This is a genomic window from Prevotella dentalis DSM 3688 (assembly GCF_000242335.1).
Taxonomy (GTDB): Bacteria; Bacteroidota; Bacteroidia; order Bacteroidales; family Bacteroidaceae; genus Prevotella; species Prevotella seregens.
The window spans coordinates 982,549-998,404 of record NC_019960.1; the positions used below are offsets into that span (position 1 = coordinate 982,549).

Here is a 15,856-nt window from a genome sequence, read left to right on the forward strand (position 1 = left end):
TTTTTATAATATCTCTTTTTTGCGCGGGCTGTGTCGTGAGACACGGCCCGCGATTCTTTAGACAGAACAACAGAATGGACATGTAGCTGCGCGATAAAAGGGGGACACGCTGATTCCATGCGTGGTATTTTCTCACAGATTGCACAGATTTCACAGATGCTGCGCGATGAATGCGCATGCGAGGTTTTGATGTAGGGGCCGGTCTCCGTGCCGTCCCACACGCCAAAACCACACTACCCCCCTATGCCATTCCAACACGCAGCATCTGTGAAATCTGTGCAATCTGTGAGAAAATACCACGCATGGAATCTGTGTGCCCTTTTTCATCGCGCAGCTATATGTTCAATATGTTGTTATGTCTAAAACCCCAACGCGCAGTTTCTGTTGTTCTGTCTAAAAACACAGCTTACGCCCCTTGTTTTTGGTCGGGACTGGAGGGGCTGTCCGCACCCACTTTTCCGCCGTATTCATTATGCAAAAAAAGCTAAAACGCAAAAGTTTTGCTATGCAGAGTTTGCAAAATCCAAATAATGTATCTATCTTTGCAACGACTAAACGTAACGCAAAAAGACAGTAGATGGAAGCTTTCTTTCGCACCCACGCCTACCTCGTAGAACATACCAACGTGCCGGTTCGTCGCAGCTTGATGGACGAGATCGACTGGAACGACCGTATGATAGGCATCAAGGGAACCCGCGGTGTGGGAAAGACCACTTTTTTGCTGCAATACGCCAAGGAACATTTTGGGAAAGACGACCGCAAGTGCCTCTATGTGAACATGAACAACTTCTACTTTCAGGGGCGCGGCATAGCCGATTTTGCCCGCGATTTTGTGAAGCAAGGGGGGCGCGTGCTGCTCATCGACCAAGTGTTCAAGCAGCCCAACTGGAGCCAGGAGCTGCGCAGCTGCTACAACGAGATTCCGCAGCTGAAGATTGTATTCACCGGTTCCAGCGTGATGCGGCTCAAGGAGGAGAACCCCGAACTCAACGGCATTGTCAAGAGCTACAACCTGCGCGGCTTCTCGTTCCGCGAGTTTCTCAACCTGCAAACGGGCAACCACTTCGCTCCCTACACGCTTGACGAGATTGTGAACAACCACGAGCACATTGTCAAGATGATTCTTCCGCTCGTGAGTCCGCAGCAATATTTCGCCGACTATCTGCACCACGGCTTCTACCCTTTCTTTCTGGAACACCGCAATTATGCGGAAAACCTGCTCAAGACGATGAACATGACGACCGAGGTGGACATCCTGCTCATCAAGCAGATTGAGCTGAAATACCTCACGAAGATCAAGAAGCTGTTCTACCTGCTCGCCGTCGACGGGCTCCATGCACCCAACATCAGCCAGCTGGCCACGCAGATAGACACCAGCCGCGCCACGGTGATGAACTACATCAAGTACCTGGCCGACGCACGCCTCATCAACATCATCTACACCCCCGGACAGCATTTTCCCAAGAAGCCGGCCAAGGTGATGATGCACAATTCCAACCTCATATATGCCATTTATCCCATCCAGATAGACGAGCAGGACGTTATGGAGACGTTCTTCGTCAACTCGCTGTGGAAAGACCACACCGTGAGCGAGGGGAACAAATCGCACTACTACATGATTGACGACAGCCGCAAGTTCCGCATCTGCGACGCCCACGCGCCGGGCAAGCAGCGTTACAACAGCGAGGTGACCTATGCACGCTACAACACAGAGGTGGGCCACGACAACCAGGTTCCGCTGTGGCTCTTCGGCTTCCTCTACTGAATCAAACAATGACAAGAACATTATAAACTTTTATTATCTATTTAAAATGGCAAAAGAAAAGAAATTTATGACTTGTGACGGCAATACCGCCGCTGCCCATGTAAGCTATATGTTTACCGAGGTGGCCGCCATTTACCCCATCACTCCGTCTTCTCCCATGGCAGAACATGTCGATGAATGGGCTGCCAAGGGTCGTAAGAACATCTTCGGCCAGACGGTATCCGTGCAGGAAATGGAGTCTGAGGGTGGTGCCGCAGGCGCCGTCCACGGCTCGCTGCAGGCCGGTGCCCTCACCACCACGTTCACGGCATCGCAGGGTCTTCTGCTGATGATCCCCAACATGTACAAGATTGCCGGCGAACTGCTTCCCTGCGTGTTCGACGTGTCTGCCCGCACACTGGCCAGCCACTCGCTCTGCATTTTTGGCGACCATCAGGACGTGATGGCCTGCCGCCAGACGGGCTTCGCCATGTTTTGCTCGGGCTCCGTGCAGGAGGTGATGGACCTCAGCGCCGTGCCCCATCTGGCCTCGCTCAAGAGTTCGGTGCCTTTCATCAACTTCTTCGACGGTTTCCGCACCTCCCACGAGTACCACAAGATTGAGGCCATTGACCAGGACGAGGTGGCCAAGCTCATCGATCCCGAGGACATCAAGCGTTTCCGCGACCGTGCCCTCTCGCCCGAACGCCCCGTGACCCGCGGCACGGCCGAGAACCCCGAAACGTTCTTCACCCACCGCGAGGCCTGCAATCCCTACTACGATGCTGTGCCCGAGATTGTGGAAAAATACCTTGGCGAGATTTCCAAAATCACCGGACGGGAGTATCACCTCTTTAATTACTATGGTGCCAAGGATGCCGAAAACATCATCGTGCTCATGGGCTCGGCCACGGAGGCAGCCCGCGAAGCCATCGACTTCCTCGTGAAACAGGGCAAGAAAGTCGGCATGGTGGCCGTACACCTCTACCGTCCGTTCTCCGTGGAGGCCATCAAGAAGGCCATCCCCGACACCGTGAAACGCATTGCCGTGCTCGACCGCACGAAGGAGCCGGGCGCCGAGGGCGAGCCGCTGTACCTCGATGTGAAGTCGGCCCTCTACGACGATCCGCGCAAGCCCCTCATCGTGGGCGGCCGCTATGGTCTGGGGTCTTCGGACACTACGCCGGCGAAAATCATCTCCGTGTTCAATAATCTGGAGCTGCCGATGCCCAAGGATCACTTCACCGTGGGCATTGTAGACGACGTGACTTTCACCTCGCTGCCCGAGGTGGAAGAGATTCCCATGGGCGGCGACTCGCTCTTCGAGGCCAAGTTCTACGGCCTGGGCTCCGACGGAACAGTGGGTGCCAACAAGAACTCCGTGCAGATTATCGGCAACAATACCGACAAATACTGCCAGGCCTACTTCTCCTACGACTCCAAGAAATCGGGCGGCTTCACCTGCTCTCACCTGCGTTTCGGCGACGAGCCCATCCACTCGGCCTACCAGGTGAACACGCCCAACTTCGTGGCATGCCACGTTCAGGCCTACCTGCACATGTACGACGTGACGCGCGGCCTGCGCGACAATGGCACGTTCCTGCTCAACACCATCTTCGACGGCGAGGAGCTCGTGAACTTCATTCCCAACAAGGTAAAACGCCACTTTGCCAAGCACAACATCAAGGTGTACTACATCAACGCCACCAAGATAGGCCAGGAGATTGGTCTGGGCAACCGCACCAACACCATCCTGCAGTCGGCATTCTTCCGCATCACCAAGGTGATTCCCATCGAGCTGGCCGTGGAGCAGATGAAGGCTTTCATCGTGAAGTCTTACGGCAAGAAGGGTGAAGATGTGGTGAAGCTGAACTACGCAGCCGTAGACCGCGGCGGCGAGTACAAGGAGCTGCCCGTGGATACTGCATGGGCCAACCTGCCCGACGACGCTGCCACCGACGACGGCGCACCCGCATTCGTCAACGAACTGGTGCGTCCCATCAACGCACAGGCCGGCGACCTGCTCAAGGTGTCCGACTTTGTGAAGCACGGCACCGTGGACGGCACTTGGCAGAACGGCACCGCCGCCTGGGAGAAGCGCGGCGTGGAAGCCTTTGTTCCCGTGTGGAACTCGGACAACTGCATCCAGTGCAACAAGTGCGCCTACGTGTGTCCTCACGCCACCATCCGCCCGTTCGTGCTCGACGAGACCGAGTCTCAGGGCTGCGACGTGCGCACGATCGACGTGCTGGCGCCCAAGCAGCTCAAGGGCATGCAGTTCCGCATCCAGGTGTCCGTGCTCGACTGTCTGGGCTGCGGCAACTGCGCCGACGTGTGCCCGGGCAAGAAAAACCGGGAGACCGGCAACGTGGAGAAGGCTCTCAAGATGGTGCCCTTCAACGTGGACACCCCCGAAATGCAGCAGGAAATGAAGAACTGGGACTACATGGTGAAGAACGTGAAGTCCAAGCAGGACCTCGTAGACATCAAGCAGAGTCCCAAGAACTCCCAGTTCGCCCAGCCGCTGTTCGAGTTCTCGGGCGCATGTGCGGGCTGCGGTGAGACTCCCTATGTGAAGCTCATCTCCCAGCTCTTCGGCGACCGCGAGATGATTGCCAACGCCACGGGCTGCTCGTCCATCTATTCGGCGTCCATCCCCTCCACGCCTTACACGACCAATGCCAAGGGCCAAGGCCCGGCCTTCGACAACTCACTGTTCGAGGACTTCTGCGAATTTGGCCTCGGCATGGCCTTGGGCAACAAGAAGATGCGCGAGCGCATCACCGTGCTGCTCAATGAGCTTATGGCCGACGACACCACGCCGGCAGCCATGAAGGAGGCCGCCCAGCAGTGGATTGAGGGCAAGAACGACGCCGACGCTTCCAAGGCAGCCGCCGAGGTGCTGAAGCCGCTCATCGCCGAGGGAGCCGACAAGGGCTGCCCCGTATGCGCCGAGCTGAAGACGCTCGACCACTATCTCGTGAAGCGCAGCCAGTGGATCATCGGCGGCGACGGTGCCTCCTACGACATCGGCTACGGCGGTCTCGACCACGTGCTCTCCACCGGCGAGGACGTGAACATCCTTGTGCTCGACACCGAGGTGTACTCCAACACGGGCGGCCAGTCGTCCAAGTCGACCCCGCTCGGCGCCATCGCCCAGTTCGCCGCCTCCGGCAAGCGCATCCGCAAAAAGGATCTCGGCCTCATGCAGGCCACTTACGGCTATGTCTACGTGGCCCAGGTGGCCATGGGCGCCGACAATGCCCAGACGCTGAAAGCCATCCGCGAGGCCGAGGCCTACCCCGGACCGTCGCTCGTCATCGCCTACGCCCCGTGTATCAACCACGGCATCAAGGGCACCAAGAAGATGAAGCGCAGCATGGGTACCTCGCAGACCGAGGAGGCTCTGGCCGTGGCTTGCGGCTACTGGCACCTGTGGCGCTTCGACCCGCGCCTGGCCGACGAGGGCAAGAACCCGTTCCAGCTCGACTCGAAAGCCCCGAATTGGGCAGACTTCCGCGACTTCCTGATGGGCGAGGTGCGCTACTCTTCGGTGGCCAAGGCCTATCCCAACGAGGCCGAAGAGCTCTTTGCCGCCGCCGAGCAGATGGCCAAACTGCGCTACCAGTCGTACGTGCGCAAGAGCAAGGAAGACTGGAGTCTGGAAGAGGCATAACCCCTGACACACCGTCATAACCCAAGTGGCCCGGCACAACTACGTTGTGCCGGGCCACTTTCTTTCTCTTCGGGCAACCCGCCCTGTCCCGTCATTGTGCAGCGGCAAAACAGCCGCCGTCGCGACCCGCCGCTATCGCCGCTGCACCATCAACCCGCAAACGCAAAACAAAGACGGCGTTATCGCCACGCGACAACGCCGTAAACATGAGGCGAAAACGCCGCCATCGCGACGCGTTGACAGCCTTATCGTCCCGCGCTTTCCCAATACTTGCGTTACAAATACCGCCCGCAGAACTGCTCGCCCAGCCGGAAACCCTCCTCGTAGAGCCGTTCCAGCCGCTGCGTGTCTTTCTCGATGCGGTGCACCTCCATGGGCCGTTGCGGACGAATGCAGACGATGCGGCCGTCGCGTTCCAGGTCTTCGATGAGCTGCAACTGGCGGTTGTAGACCTCGATGCGGTGGCTCAAGGCCACGCGCAGACGCGGGTAACGCTTGTAGACAAAGGCCGGGATGCGGCGGTCGCGCCCGGTGTTGCGGTAGCCATAGTTGCGCGTGGAGACCACCACGTTGGTCTCGTGGCCCATGGCCATGGCGTGCTCCACGGGAATGGAGTCGGTGATTCCGCCGTCGAGCATCGGCTCGCCGTCGATGTCCACCATCTTGCTCACATAGGGCAGACTGCTCGAAGCCCGGGCGATGTCACAGGTGCGCTGCCGGTCGTGGGTCTCGCTCAGATACACCGGACGGCCCGTCACGCAGCTCGTGGCCACCATCTCGAAGCCGCCCGCATGGCGGAAATAGGTGTCATAGTCGAAAGGTACCAGCTCGTTGGGGAACCGGTCGTAGAGCAGCCGCTGGTCGAAGATGCAGCCCTGAGTCACCAGATGCCGCAGCCCGATGTAGTCGTAGCGGGCCAGCAGGTCGATGTTGGCGATACGGGCGCGGCGCGGTTGGCGCGAAATATAACTCATGCCGTTGCATGCGCCGGCCGACACGGCCACCACGTAACGGAAGTAAACGTCGTGCTTCATCAGGGCGTCGAGCACGCCGCTGGTGAAGACGCCGCGCATTCCGCCGCCTTCAAGCACCAGGCCTGTGTTTCTGTCAATTCGCATAAAATACCTAAATTTTACTTGCAAAGATACTCATTTTCATGGGATATTTCGTAACTTTGCCATGCAAAGCGTTAAAAAATACCCCATGTTCAACAAAGAAACATACGTCGGCCGCCGGGCCGAACTGAAGCGGCTCGTGGGCAGCGGCATCATCGTGATGTTCGGCAACAACGAGTCTCCGGCCAATTTTCCCAACAACGGGTACTATCCTTTCCGCCAGGATTCCTCCTTTCTCTACTACTTCGGACAGAAGCGCGACGGCCTGGTGGGCGTCATCGACATAGACCAGGACCGGGAGACGCTCCTGGGCGACGACATTTCCATCGACGACATCGTGTGGTACGGGTCGGTGGACAGCGTGGCCGACATGGCCGCCCAAGTGGGCGTGACCCACTCGGCTCCCATGAAAACGCTGAAGACCATCTGCAACGACGCCATGCGAAACAAGCGTCAAATCCATTTCCTGCCCCCTTATCGGGCCGACATCAAGATACAGATTTTCGACCTGCTGGGCATTCATCCCAACCAGCAAAAGGAGAGCGCATCGATGCAACTCATCCGTGCCGTGGTGAAAATGCGGTCGGTAAAGACGGCCGAGGAGATAGCCGAGCTGGAGCGTGCAGCCGCCATTGGCTACAAGATGCACACCACGGCCATGCGCCTCATACGGCCGGGAGTGACCGAGAAATACGTGAGCGGGCAGGTCGACGGCGTGGCCCACTCCTACGGTTCAATGGTCAGTTTCCCCACCATCTTCTCCCAGCACGGCGAGATTATGCACGGCAACCCCTCGATGGCCCCGCTCGAAAGCGGTCGCCTGGCCCTGTGCGACGCCGGTGCGGAGACCATGGAACACTATTGCTCCGACAACACCCGCACCTGCCCCGTAAGCGGCAAGTTCACGCAACGGCAGCTTGAAATCTACTCCATCGTCGAGGATTGCCACGACCATGCACTGGAGGTGGCACGCCCGGGCGTGAAGTATGCCGACGTGCACTTCTCGGTATGCCGGCTCATGTTCGACCGGCTCAAGGAGCTCGGACTGGCCAAAGGCGACACCGAGGAGGCCGTGCGGGCCGGCGCCCACGCCATGTTCCTGCCCCACGGACTGGGCCACATGATGGGCATGGACGTGCACGACATGGAATCGTTCGACCAAATCAACGTGGGCTTCGACGAGGAGACGCGACCCAATCTGGAACAGTTCGGCACCAATTGCCTGCGCATGGGCCGTCGGCTCGAGGAGGGATTCGTCGTGACCGACGAGCCGGGCATCTACTTCATCCCAGCCCTCATCGACGAGTGGAGGGCCAGCGGCCACTGCGCCGAGTTCCTCAACTTCGACCGTCTGAAGACTTACAAGGACTTTGGAGGCATCCGCATCGAGGACGACCTGCTCATCACCGCCGACGGCTGCCGCTTCATCGGGCAAGACCGCATACCTTATCATCCCAAGGATGTAGAGGCCTACATGGCCGGTTGAGCCGCCATGCACCCCTGCAATACCAATCACATCAAAACAATAAACAGAAGAATGAAGAAAATTATCGTACTGGCCGCCCTTGCCGTGACAGCAATGAGTGCCAGCGCAGAGGCCAAGAAAGACAGCGTGAACCCCAACAAGCCTGTCTTTACCGTCGTCAAAGAGAACCCCATCACCAGCATCAAGAACCAGAATCGATCGGGCACTTGCTGGGATTTTTCCACGCTCAGCTTCTTCGAGGCCGAGATACTCAAGGCCACAGGAAAGACTTACGACCTGTGTGAGAGCTTTGTAGCCAACAAGACTTACATGGACCGCGCCGTCCAAGTAGTGCGTCTTCACGGCGACTGCCAGTTCTCACAAGGCGGCAGTTGCTACGATCCGCTCTACGTAATCCAGCACTACGGCATCTGCCCCGAGACTGCCATGCCCGCCGCCGGCAGCCTCTACGGCGACTCGCTGAACAACTACAATGAGTTCTTCGCCGTGATGACCCCCTACGTGGAGAGCGTGGCCAAGAGTGATTCCAAGAAACTTTCCACCCAGTGGAAAGTGGGATTGCAGGGCATTCTCGACGCCTATCTGGGCCGATGCCCCGAAAACTTCACCTACCAGGGCAAGAGTTACACGCCGCAGAGCTTCGCAGCCAGCCTGGGTCTGGACTGGAACAACTACACCACCTTCACCTCCTACACCCACCATCCTTTCTGGACATCGTTTGCCGTAGAGGTGCAAGACAACTGGCGCAACCCGCTCTCGTGGAACGTGCCCATCGATGAGCTGGCCAAAATCATCGACAATGCCATCATGAACGGCTATACCGTGGCTTGGGGCGGCGACGTGAGCGAGGACGGCTTCACCCGTCAAGGCCTGGCCTATATGTGCGACATCAAGAAGCTCGAAGGCATGGAAGGCAGCGACATGGGCAAGTGGTTGAAGCTCTCTTCGGCCCAAAAGAGGAACATTGTAGACTCTCTGGGCGTGAACGTGCCCGAGCTAACGCCCACGCAGAAGCAGCGGCAGGAACGCTACGACAACTGGGAACTCACCGACGACCACGGCATGCTCATCTACGGAATTGCCAAGGATCAGAACGGCAAGGAGTACTACATGGTGAAGAATTCGTGGGGCGAGACCGGCGACTACAAGGGCATCTGGTACATGACCAAGAACTTCATCGTGGCCAATACCATGGACTTTATGGTCAACAAGAACGCCGTGCCCAAGGACATTAGAAAGAAAATCGGCATCTGACGCCGCCGCCATACGGGCTCCGCAAGGGTCCGCCATCAGAGGGGACACGCCATTCGCTTGGCGCGTCCCCTCTGTCATTTAAGCCGAGCAGGGCCAACTTTTACATGGAATCTGTTAGCATTCTCGGTGAAAATTCGTAACTTTGAGGCAGAAATAAAGGAAAAATCAAATGCACTTCAAATGGAAATATGACCCTCCTACACCAGACCACATCCAGCAAGCCAGGGAGTTGGGCGAGAAGCTCAGCATGAATCCCATCCTGGCGCAACTGCTCATCAAGCGGGGCATCACCACAGAAAGCGCCGCCAAGCGGTTCTTCCGGCCTCAGCTGGCCGACCTCATCAACCCGTTTCTGATGAAAGACATGGACGTGGCCGTCGACCGATTGAATGATGCCATGGGGCGAAAGGAGCGCATTCTGGTCTACGGAGACTACGACGTGGACGGGTGCACGGCCGTCGCGCTGGTGTATAAGTTTCTGCAACAGTTCTATTCAAACATCGACTATTACATCCCCGACCGCTACGATGAGGGGTACGGAGTGAGTCGCAAGAGCATGGACTTTGCCCACGAAACGGGCGTCAAGCTCATCATTATACTCGACTGCGGCATCAAGGCCATCGAGGAAATTGCCTATGCCAAGAGCCTGGGTATCGACTTTATCATCTGCGACCATCACGTGCCCGACGATGTGATGCCCCCCGCCGTGGCCATCCTCAACCCCAAACGCCCCGACGACACCTACCCTTTCAAGCAGCTGTGCGGCTGCGGCGTGGGCTTCAAGTTCATGCAAGCCTTTGCCAAAAACAACGGCATTCCCTTTTCGCGGCTCATCCCTTTGCTCGATTTCTGCGCCGTCAGCATCGCCGCCGACATTGTACCCGTGGTCGACGAAAACCGCATTCTGGCTTTCCACGGCCTCAAACAGCTCAACCAGAATCCCAGTGTAGGCCTGAAAGCCATCATCGACATCTGCGGACTCAACGGCCGCGAAATATCCATGAGCGACATTATCTTCAAGATTGGCCCACGCATCAACGCCTCGGGACGCATAGAAAACGGCAAGGAGAGCGTGGTTCTGCTCGTTGAAAAGGACTTCGCCACCGCCCTCAAGGAGGCACGTCACATCAATGAATACAACGAGCAACGCAAGGATATTGATAAGCAAATGACCGAAGAGGCCAACCAGATTGTGGCCAAACTCGAAAGCCAGAAGCACCATTCCAGCATCGTGCTCTACGACGAACATTGGAAAAAAGGGGTCATCGGCATCGTGGCCTCGCGGCTCACGGAGATCTATTTCCGCCCCACCGTGGTGATTACACGCGACAACGAGCTGGCCACGGGCTCGGCCCGGTCGGTCATGGGCTTCGATATTTATGCGGCTATCAAGAGTTGCCGCGACCTGTTGCTCAACTTCGGGGGCCACACCTACGCCGCCGGGCTCACGCTGCGATGGGCTGATGTGCCCGAGTTCCGCCGTCGATTCCAGCACTTTGTAGAGGAGCACATCATGCCCGAACAGACTGAAGCCTACCTCGATCTGGATGCGGAGCTCGACTTTAGAGACATTTCCAAGCGGCTGTACAACGACTTGAAGCGCTTCTCCCCCTTTGGGCCGGGCAACCCCAAACCGGTTTTCTGCACCAAGGGAGTCTACGATTACGGCACGAGCAAGGTGGTGGGACGCGCGCAGGAACACATCAAACTGGAGCTCGTCGACTCCAAATCGGGGGCCGTGGTCAACGGCATCGCCTTCGGACAAAGCGCTTCGGCCCGCTACATCAAGTCGAAACGCTCGTTCGACATTGCCTACACCATCGAGGAAAACGTGTTCAAGCGCAACCAGGTGCAGCTGCAAATCGAGGACATCCGGCCGGCCGAGGACGAGCTGTAAAGGGCTGCAACCCATGGCCGACCAGTATCAGCGCATCCTCAGGGAGTACTGGGGCTACGACAATTTTCGTGGCATCCAGCACGATATAATCCGCAGCATCGGGGCGGGCAACGACACCTTGGGGCTCATGCCCACGGGCGGCGGCAAGTCCATTACCTTTCAAGTGCCCGCGTTGGCCCAGGAGGGCGTGTGCCTTGTCGTCACGCCGCTCATTGCTCTGATGAAAGATCAGGTGCAGCACCTGCGGACCAAGGGCATCGTTGCCTCGGCCATCTACTCGAGCATGTCGCGTGCCGAGATTGTGAAGACGCTGGAAAACTGCATCCTCGGCGACGTCAAGTTTCTCTATGTCTCGCCCGAACGCCTCTCCTCTACCATCTTTCTGGAGAAGCTGAAGCGCATCCGCGTGAGCTTCATCACCGTGGATGAAGCCCACTGCATCAGCCAGTGGGGCTACGACTTCCGCCCCTCCTACCTCCAAATTGCCGACATCCGCCGGCTCAAGCCCGAGGCTCCCGTGCTCGCGCTCACGGCCACGGCCACACCGCAGGTCGCCGACGACATCCAGCAGCGGCTGTCGTTCCGCCACCCCAATGTGTTCCGCATGAGCTTCGAGCGCAGAAATCTGGCCTACGTGGTGCGCGAAGCCACCGATAAGGAGGCAGAGCTCGCCCGCATTCTCACCGCCGTACAGGGCTCGGCCATCGTCTATGTGCGAAGCCGCCGACGATGCAAGGACATCTCGGCCCTGCTGGAGCAGCAGGGCCTTTCCCCCACTTTTTACCATGCCGGACTGGAGCCCGCCACCAAGGACGAGCGGCAACGGCTGTGGCAGCAGGGGGCCAAACGCGTCATCGTGGCCACCAACGCTTTCGGCATGGGCATCGACAAGCCCGACGTGCGCCTCGTCGTCCACGTGGATTGTCCCGATTCCATCGAAGCCTACTTCCAGGAAGCGGGGCGGGCCGGCCGCGACGGGCAGACGGCTTATGCCGTGCTACTGTGGAACAACAGCGACCGGCGCAAGCTCTGCAAGCGCATCGACGACAACTTTCCGCCCAAGGATTACATCCGCGACGTGTACGAGCACCTGGCCTATTACTACGTCATCGGCACGGGTAGCGGCGGCGGCCACACGTTCTCTTTCGAGATAGACAAGTTCTGCCACACCTACAAGTACTTCCCGCTCACGGTGGACGCCGCCCTGCGTCTGCTGCAAAGCGCGGGCCTCATCGCCTACGAGACCGACCCGGATGCCGCAGCCCGCCTGATGTTCCTGCTGCGGCGCAACGAGCTCTACCGGCTGGAGGAGACCTCGCCCGACGAAGATGCCGTCATCACGGCCGTGCTGCGCAACTACGGCAGCCTGTTCACCGACTACGGTTACATCGACGAAGCCCTCATCGCCCAGCAGGCAGGGCTGGGCCGCGAACGCACCTACCAGGTGCTGCGGGGCCTTGACCACAAGCACATCCTCAGCTTCATTCCCCAGCGAAAGACGCCTTTCATCACCTACTTGCGCGACCGCGTGGACCGCGACGACGTGGTTATCCCGCCCAGTGTGTACGAAGACCGCAAGACGCAGTTCACCAAACGCATCGACGCCATGATGGAATACGCCACCAACGACAGCGTCTGCCGCAGCCGCCAGCTGCTGCGCTACTTCGGCGAGACCGGCAGCCACGACTGCGGCGCATGCGATGTTTGCCGGGCTGTCGTCGCGTCCTCCAATCCCCAACCCGGCACCGGCGAGGCCGTGCGGCTCATCCTCGGCCTGCTGTCCGACGGCCGGCGCCACGCTCTCGCCGAGCTCTCCCGGCTGCCACTGCCCAAGGCCCGGCTCGACGAGGCCCTGCACCAGCTGGCCGCCGAAGAGCAAATCCACGTAGAGGGAGCCTGCATTTTCATATAATGCCCCGCCTCACCGGCGACCGGCGGCCATTTTGCCGTCGTGCGTCCACGGGTTATTCGCCACGCGTCCACGGGTTTTTCGTCACGCGTTTACGGGTTTTTCATCATGCGTTTACGGGTTTTTCGCTGTGCCTCCACGGCTTTATCGTGGGGCGAATACGGCTTTATTGTCCAGCGTCCAAGGGCTTCCAGTGACACGAACACAAAGAGCCCCGAACCTCTTCCAAGGTTCGGGGCTCCCGCTTGTCTTCTGTTTTGAATGGCCGCTTAGTTGTTCTCGGGGCGGAGCTGACGCACCGTCTCGGCTGCACGCCACATTTCCATGTCGTGCATTTCCTTGAGTTCGGCATTCAATTTCTCGCGATAGTCGGGCTGAGAGTTCTTGTCTATGGAGATTTGAGCCTCTGTTCCGTTCTCCACGCTCAGGTAGAGCCACTCCATGACAGGCTTGATGGCCGCCTTGAAACGGGGCCGCCAGTCGAGTGCGCCGCGCTGGGCCGTGGTCGAGCAGTTGGCATACATCCAGTCCATTCCCTTTTCGCCGAACAGCGGGCCAAGGCTTTGGGTGAGCTCCTCAACGGTCTCATTGAAAGCCTCAGAGGGGGAGTGGCCGTGCGAGCGGAGCACTTCATACTGTGCCTCCAGCAGTCCTTCGATGGCCCCCATCAGTGATCCGCGCTCGCCGGTAAGGTCGGATGTGGCCTCCTTGTGGAACGTAGTCTTGAACATGTAGCCAGCGCCGATGCCGATGCCAAAGGCTATGGTCTTCTCCTCTGCCTTGCCCGAAGCGTCCTGATAAACGGCATACGAGCAGTTCAGACCGCGGCCTTCGAGGAACATCGTGCGGAGCGAGGTGCCCGATCCCTTGGGAGCCACCATGATGACATCGATGTTTTCGGGGGGCACCACGCCCGTGCGATCCTGCCAGTTGATGGCAAAGCCATGCGAGTAATAGAGCGTTTTGCCCGGCACGAGATAGGGTTTGATCTTGGGCCACACAGCAATCTGGCCGGCATCGGAGAGCAGCATGCAGATGATGGTGCCACGCTGCACGGCCTCCTCGATGGAAACCAGCGTCTTTCCGGGCACCCATCCGTCGGCCACCGCCTTGTCGTAGGTCTTGCCCTCGCGCTGGCCCACAATGACATTGAAGCCGTTGTCGCGGAGGTTTCCGGCCTGGCCGGGACCCTGAATACCGTAGCCGATGACTGCGATCGTCTCATTCTTGAGCACTTCGCGTGCCTTTTCCAAAGTAAATTCCTTGTTGGTGACTACATTTTCAACTACGCCACCAAAGTTCATCTCTGCCATAATGATATGTATTTATAACGTTAAACTTCCATGTTTCTTTCCTCGCGTGCACGCCGACGCTTGTTTTCGCGCACAAAGGTAACGATTTAAAAGCAAACCGCAAAGGTTTCTTTCAATCTTTTGCAAACCTTATCAAACTTCTTACAACCTCTACCTCGTCGTCCGTTCCCTTGGTGATTCTCACCCCATACTCGTCTTCGCCGGTCTGCTCCCGGTAGAAATGGAGTCGATCGCCCTGGTGGCTCTCGGCCACATAGGCTATCTCGAAACGCTGCAGCCGGTGCAAACGGTACCATGGGAGGTCGAACAAGTCGAGCACATGCTCGATGTATTTCACCGAGTTGACATGGCCGTTGACGTCAATGTCGTTGTAATAGGTGTCGAGGCTGTGCACCAGCGGGGCCTCCTTGTCCATCCTCACGCGCGAGGGCTTGCTGATGGGGCACGCCTTGTCGCGCTCCACATAGGCATTGATAAGCCCGTCGCGCACGGCCAGCAAGTCCACCGGCTGCCGCGTTTCCGTGTCGATCATGGCCCAAATGCTACGGCCGTAGCCCAGTGTGCGGCCGTCGGGGCCGGTCACGGCAAAGTTTCGGCTCGTAAAGAACTTCATGGCACTCTCCACCCAAGTCTCCACCGAGAAGCGGTCGTAGGCCGTAGGCATCTCCTCCATCTCTATGGCCAGGCGCGAGAGCACCCAAGTCTTGTGCAAACCATTCAAGTAGCTCATACCGTAACCGCGGTCGTTACTGTGGAAGTCGGCCGCGTTGAGCATGGCGTTGCCAAGGTGTCCCATGAACAGCCGGTTGCTGAAATCGCAGTGGAACGGCTCGGCCATAAACTCGTATTTGCCCGTCTTGGGCAGCATCTTCTCCATATCCTTGTGCTTTCTGCACATGCCGTCCGGAAGACCGCATGTGGCTGATTTACAGATTGTCCTGCCCGTTGAGGAAGTCGGTCACGGGCTCTTCGAAGCTCCGCGTCACGGCGATGCGCCCCGAACGCGTGTATTGCAGTAGGCAGTTGAAGCTGTTGAGCCGCGTATAAAGGTCGAAGATGTCCTCGGTGAGACCGGCCAGCAGCACCGTGGAATAGGTGGGGTTCACCTCCATCATGCGTGCGTCGTGCTTGCGGATGGTGCGCGAAATCTCGGCATTGTCGAGCAGTACGGGCGTTGAAATCTTGAAGAGCGCCACCTCGTGAATGAACAATTCATCGTCGGTATAGTAGTCGGCCTTGATGACGTCTATCTTCTTCTCGAGTTGTTTCGTGATTTTTTCTATCTCGTTTTCGCAGCTCCAGCAGGTGATTGTGTACTTGTGGATGCCGTCAATGCTCGATGCCGACACGTTGAGACTCTCTATATTGACCTGCCGACGGGTGAAAACGGCCGTCACCTGATTGAGGATACCGGCCACGTTCTCACTGTAAACGAGCAAGGTATAAAACTTCTTTTCCATAA

10 protein-coding genes are annotated in these 15,856 nt (G+C 58.1%); 6 read left to right on the plus strand and 4 right to left on the minus strand.

Features of this window, described 5'->3' with window-relative positions:
- Window positions 1-577: 577 nt before the first annotated feature.
- Window positions 578-1,765, plus strand: a complete 1,188-nt coding sequence (locus tag PREDE_RS04015) for an ATP-binding protein (RefSeq protein WP_005844362.1) — start codon at window positions 578-580, stop codon at window positions 1,763-1,765.
- A gap of 46 nt (window positions 1,766-1,811) precedes the next feature.
- Window positions 1,812-5,420, plus strand: coding sequence for a pyruvate:ferredoxin (flavodoxin) oxidoreductase (gene nifJ / locus PREDE_RS04020; RefSeq protein WP_005844364.1), 3,609 nt, complete (start codon window positions 1,812-1,814; stop codon window positions 5,418-5,420).
- A gap of 275 nt (window positions 5,421-5,695) precedes the next feature.
- Here nifJ and PREDE_RS04025 read toward each other — a convergent pair whose 3' ends face one another.
- Entirely contained in the window at window positions 5,696-6,538 is an 843-nt protein-coding gene (locus PREDE_RS04025) for a patatin-like phospholipase family protein (RefSeq protein ID WP_015298460.1), read from the minus strand.
- 85 nt (window positions 6,539-6,623) lie between these two features.
- On the opposite strand from PREDE_RS04025, the gene PREDE_RS04030 reads away from it, so the two are divergent.
- From PREDE_RS04030 to PREDE_RS04045, 4 genes are all read left to right on the plus strand, one after another.
- Window positions 6,624-8,021, plus strand: coding sequence for an aminopeptidase P family protein (locus PREDE_RS04030; RefSeq protein WP_015298461.1), 1,398 nt, complete (start codon window positions 6,624-6,626; stop codon window positions 8,019-8,021).
- Window positions 8,022-8,072: 51 nt separating this feature from the next.
- Entirely contained in the window at window positions 8,073-9,275 is a 1,203-nt protein-coding gene (locus PREDE_RS04035; RefSeq protein WP_015298462.1) for a C1 family peptidase, read from the plus strand.
- Between the two features lie 169 nt (window positions 9,276-9,444).
- Entirely contained in the window at window positions 9,445-11,172 is a 1,728-nt protein-coding gene (gene recJ, locus PREDE_RS04040) for a single-stranded-DNA-specific exonuclease RecJ (RefSeq protein ID WP_005844372.1), read from the plus strand.
- Between the two features lie 13 nt (window positions 11,173-11,185).
- Window positions 11,186-13,084, plus strand: coding sequence for a RecQ family ATP-dependent DNA helicase (locus tag PREDE_RS04045; protein ID WP_005844373.1), 1,899 nt, complete (start codon window positions 11,186-11,188; stop codon window positions 13,082-13,084).
- 266 nt (window positions 13,085-13,350) lie between these two features.
- On the opposite strand, the gene ilvC is transcribed toward PREDE_RS04045, so the two are convergent.
- The 3 genes from ilvC to ilvN form a co-directional block, all read right to left on the minus strand.
- Window positions 13,351-14,394 (minus strand): ketol-acid reductoisomerase, encoded by a 1,044-nt coding sequence (gene ilvC, locus PREDE_RS04050; RefSeq protein WP_005844375.1) that lies wholly within the window; start codon window positions 14,392-14,394, stop codon window positions 13,351-13,353.
- Window positions 14,395-14,506: 112 nt separating this feature from the next.
- A complete protein-coding gene (locus PREDE_RS04055; RefSeq protein WP_015298463.1) occupies window positions 14,507-15,271 on the minus strand; it encodes an acyl-[acyl-carrier-protein] thioesterase in 765 nt (254 codons plus the stop codon).
- Between the two features lie 49 nt (window positions 15,272-15,320).
- Complete coding sequence (ilvN, locus tag PREDE_RS04060) at window positions 15,321-15,854, minus strand: acetolactate synthase small subunit (protein WP_005844378.1); 534 nt, start codon at window positions 15,852-15,854, stop codon at window positions 15,321-15,323.
- Window positions 15,855-15,856: the final 2 nt, after the last annotated feature.

Bases quoted from the DNA above. Each gene is read 5' to 3' on its own strand.
- PREDE_RS04015 (WP_005844362.1), top strand. From the start codon at position 578: ATGGAAGCTTTCTTTCGCACCCACGCCTACCTCGTAGAACATACCAAC.
- nifJ (WP_005844364.1), top strand. From the start codon at position 1,812: ATGGCAAAAGAAAAGAAATTTATGACTTGTGACGGCAATACCGCCGCT.
- PREDE_RS04025 (WP_015298460.1), bottom strand. From the start codon at position 6,538: ATGCGAATTGACAGAAACACAGGCCTGGTGCTTGAAGGCGGCGGAATG.
- PREDE_RS04030 (WP_015298461.1), top strand. From the start codon at position 6,624: ATGTTCAACAAAGAAACATACGTCGGCCGCCGGGCCGAACTGAAGCGG.
- PREDE_RS04035 (WP_015298462.1), top strand. From the start codon at position 8,073: ATGAAGAAAATTATCGTACTGGCCGCCCTTGCCGTGACAGCAATGAGT.
- recJ (WP_005844372.1), top strand. From the start codon at position 9,445: ATGCACTTCAAATGGAAATATGACCCTCCTACACCAGACCACATCCAG.
- PREDE_RS04045 (WP_005844373.1), top strand. From the start codon at position 11,186: ATGGCCGACCAGTATCAGCGCATCCTCAGGGAGTACTGGGGCTACGAC.
- ilvC (WP_005844375.1), bottom strand. From the start codon at position 14,394: ATGGCAGAGATGAACTTTGGTGGCGTAGTTGAAAATGTAGTCACCAAC.
- PREDE_RS04055 (WP_015298463.1), bottom strand. From the start codon at position 15,271: ATGGAGAAGATGCTGCCCAAGACGGGCAAATACGAGTTTATGGCCGAG.
- ilvN (WP_005844378.1), bottom strand. From the start codon at position 15,854: ATGGAAAAGAAGTTTTATACCTTGCTCGTTTACAGTGAGAACGTGGCC.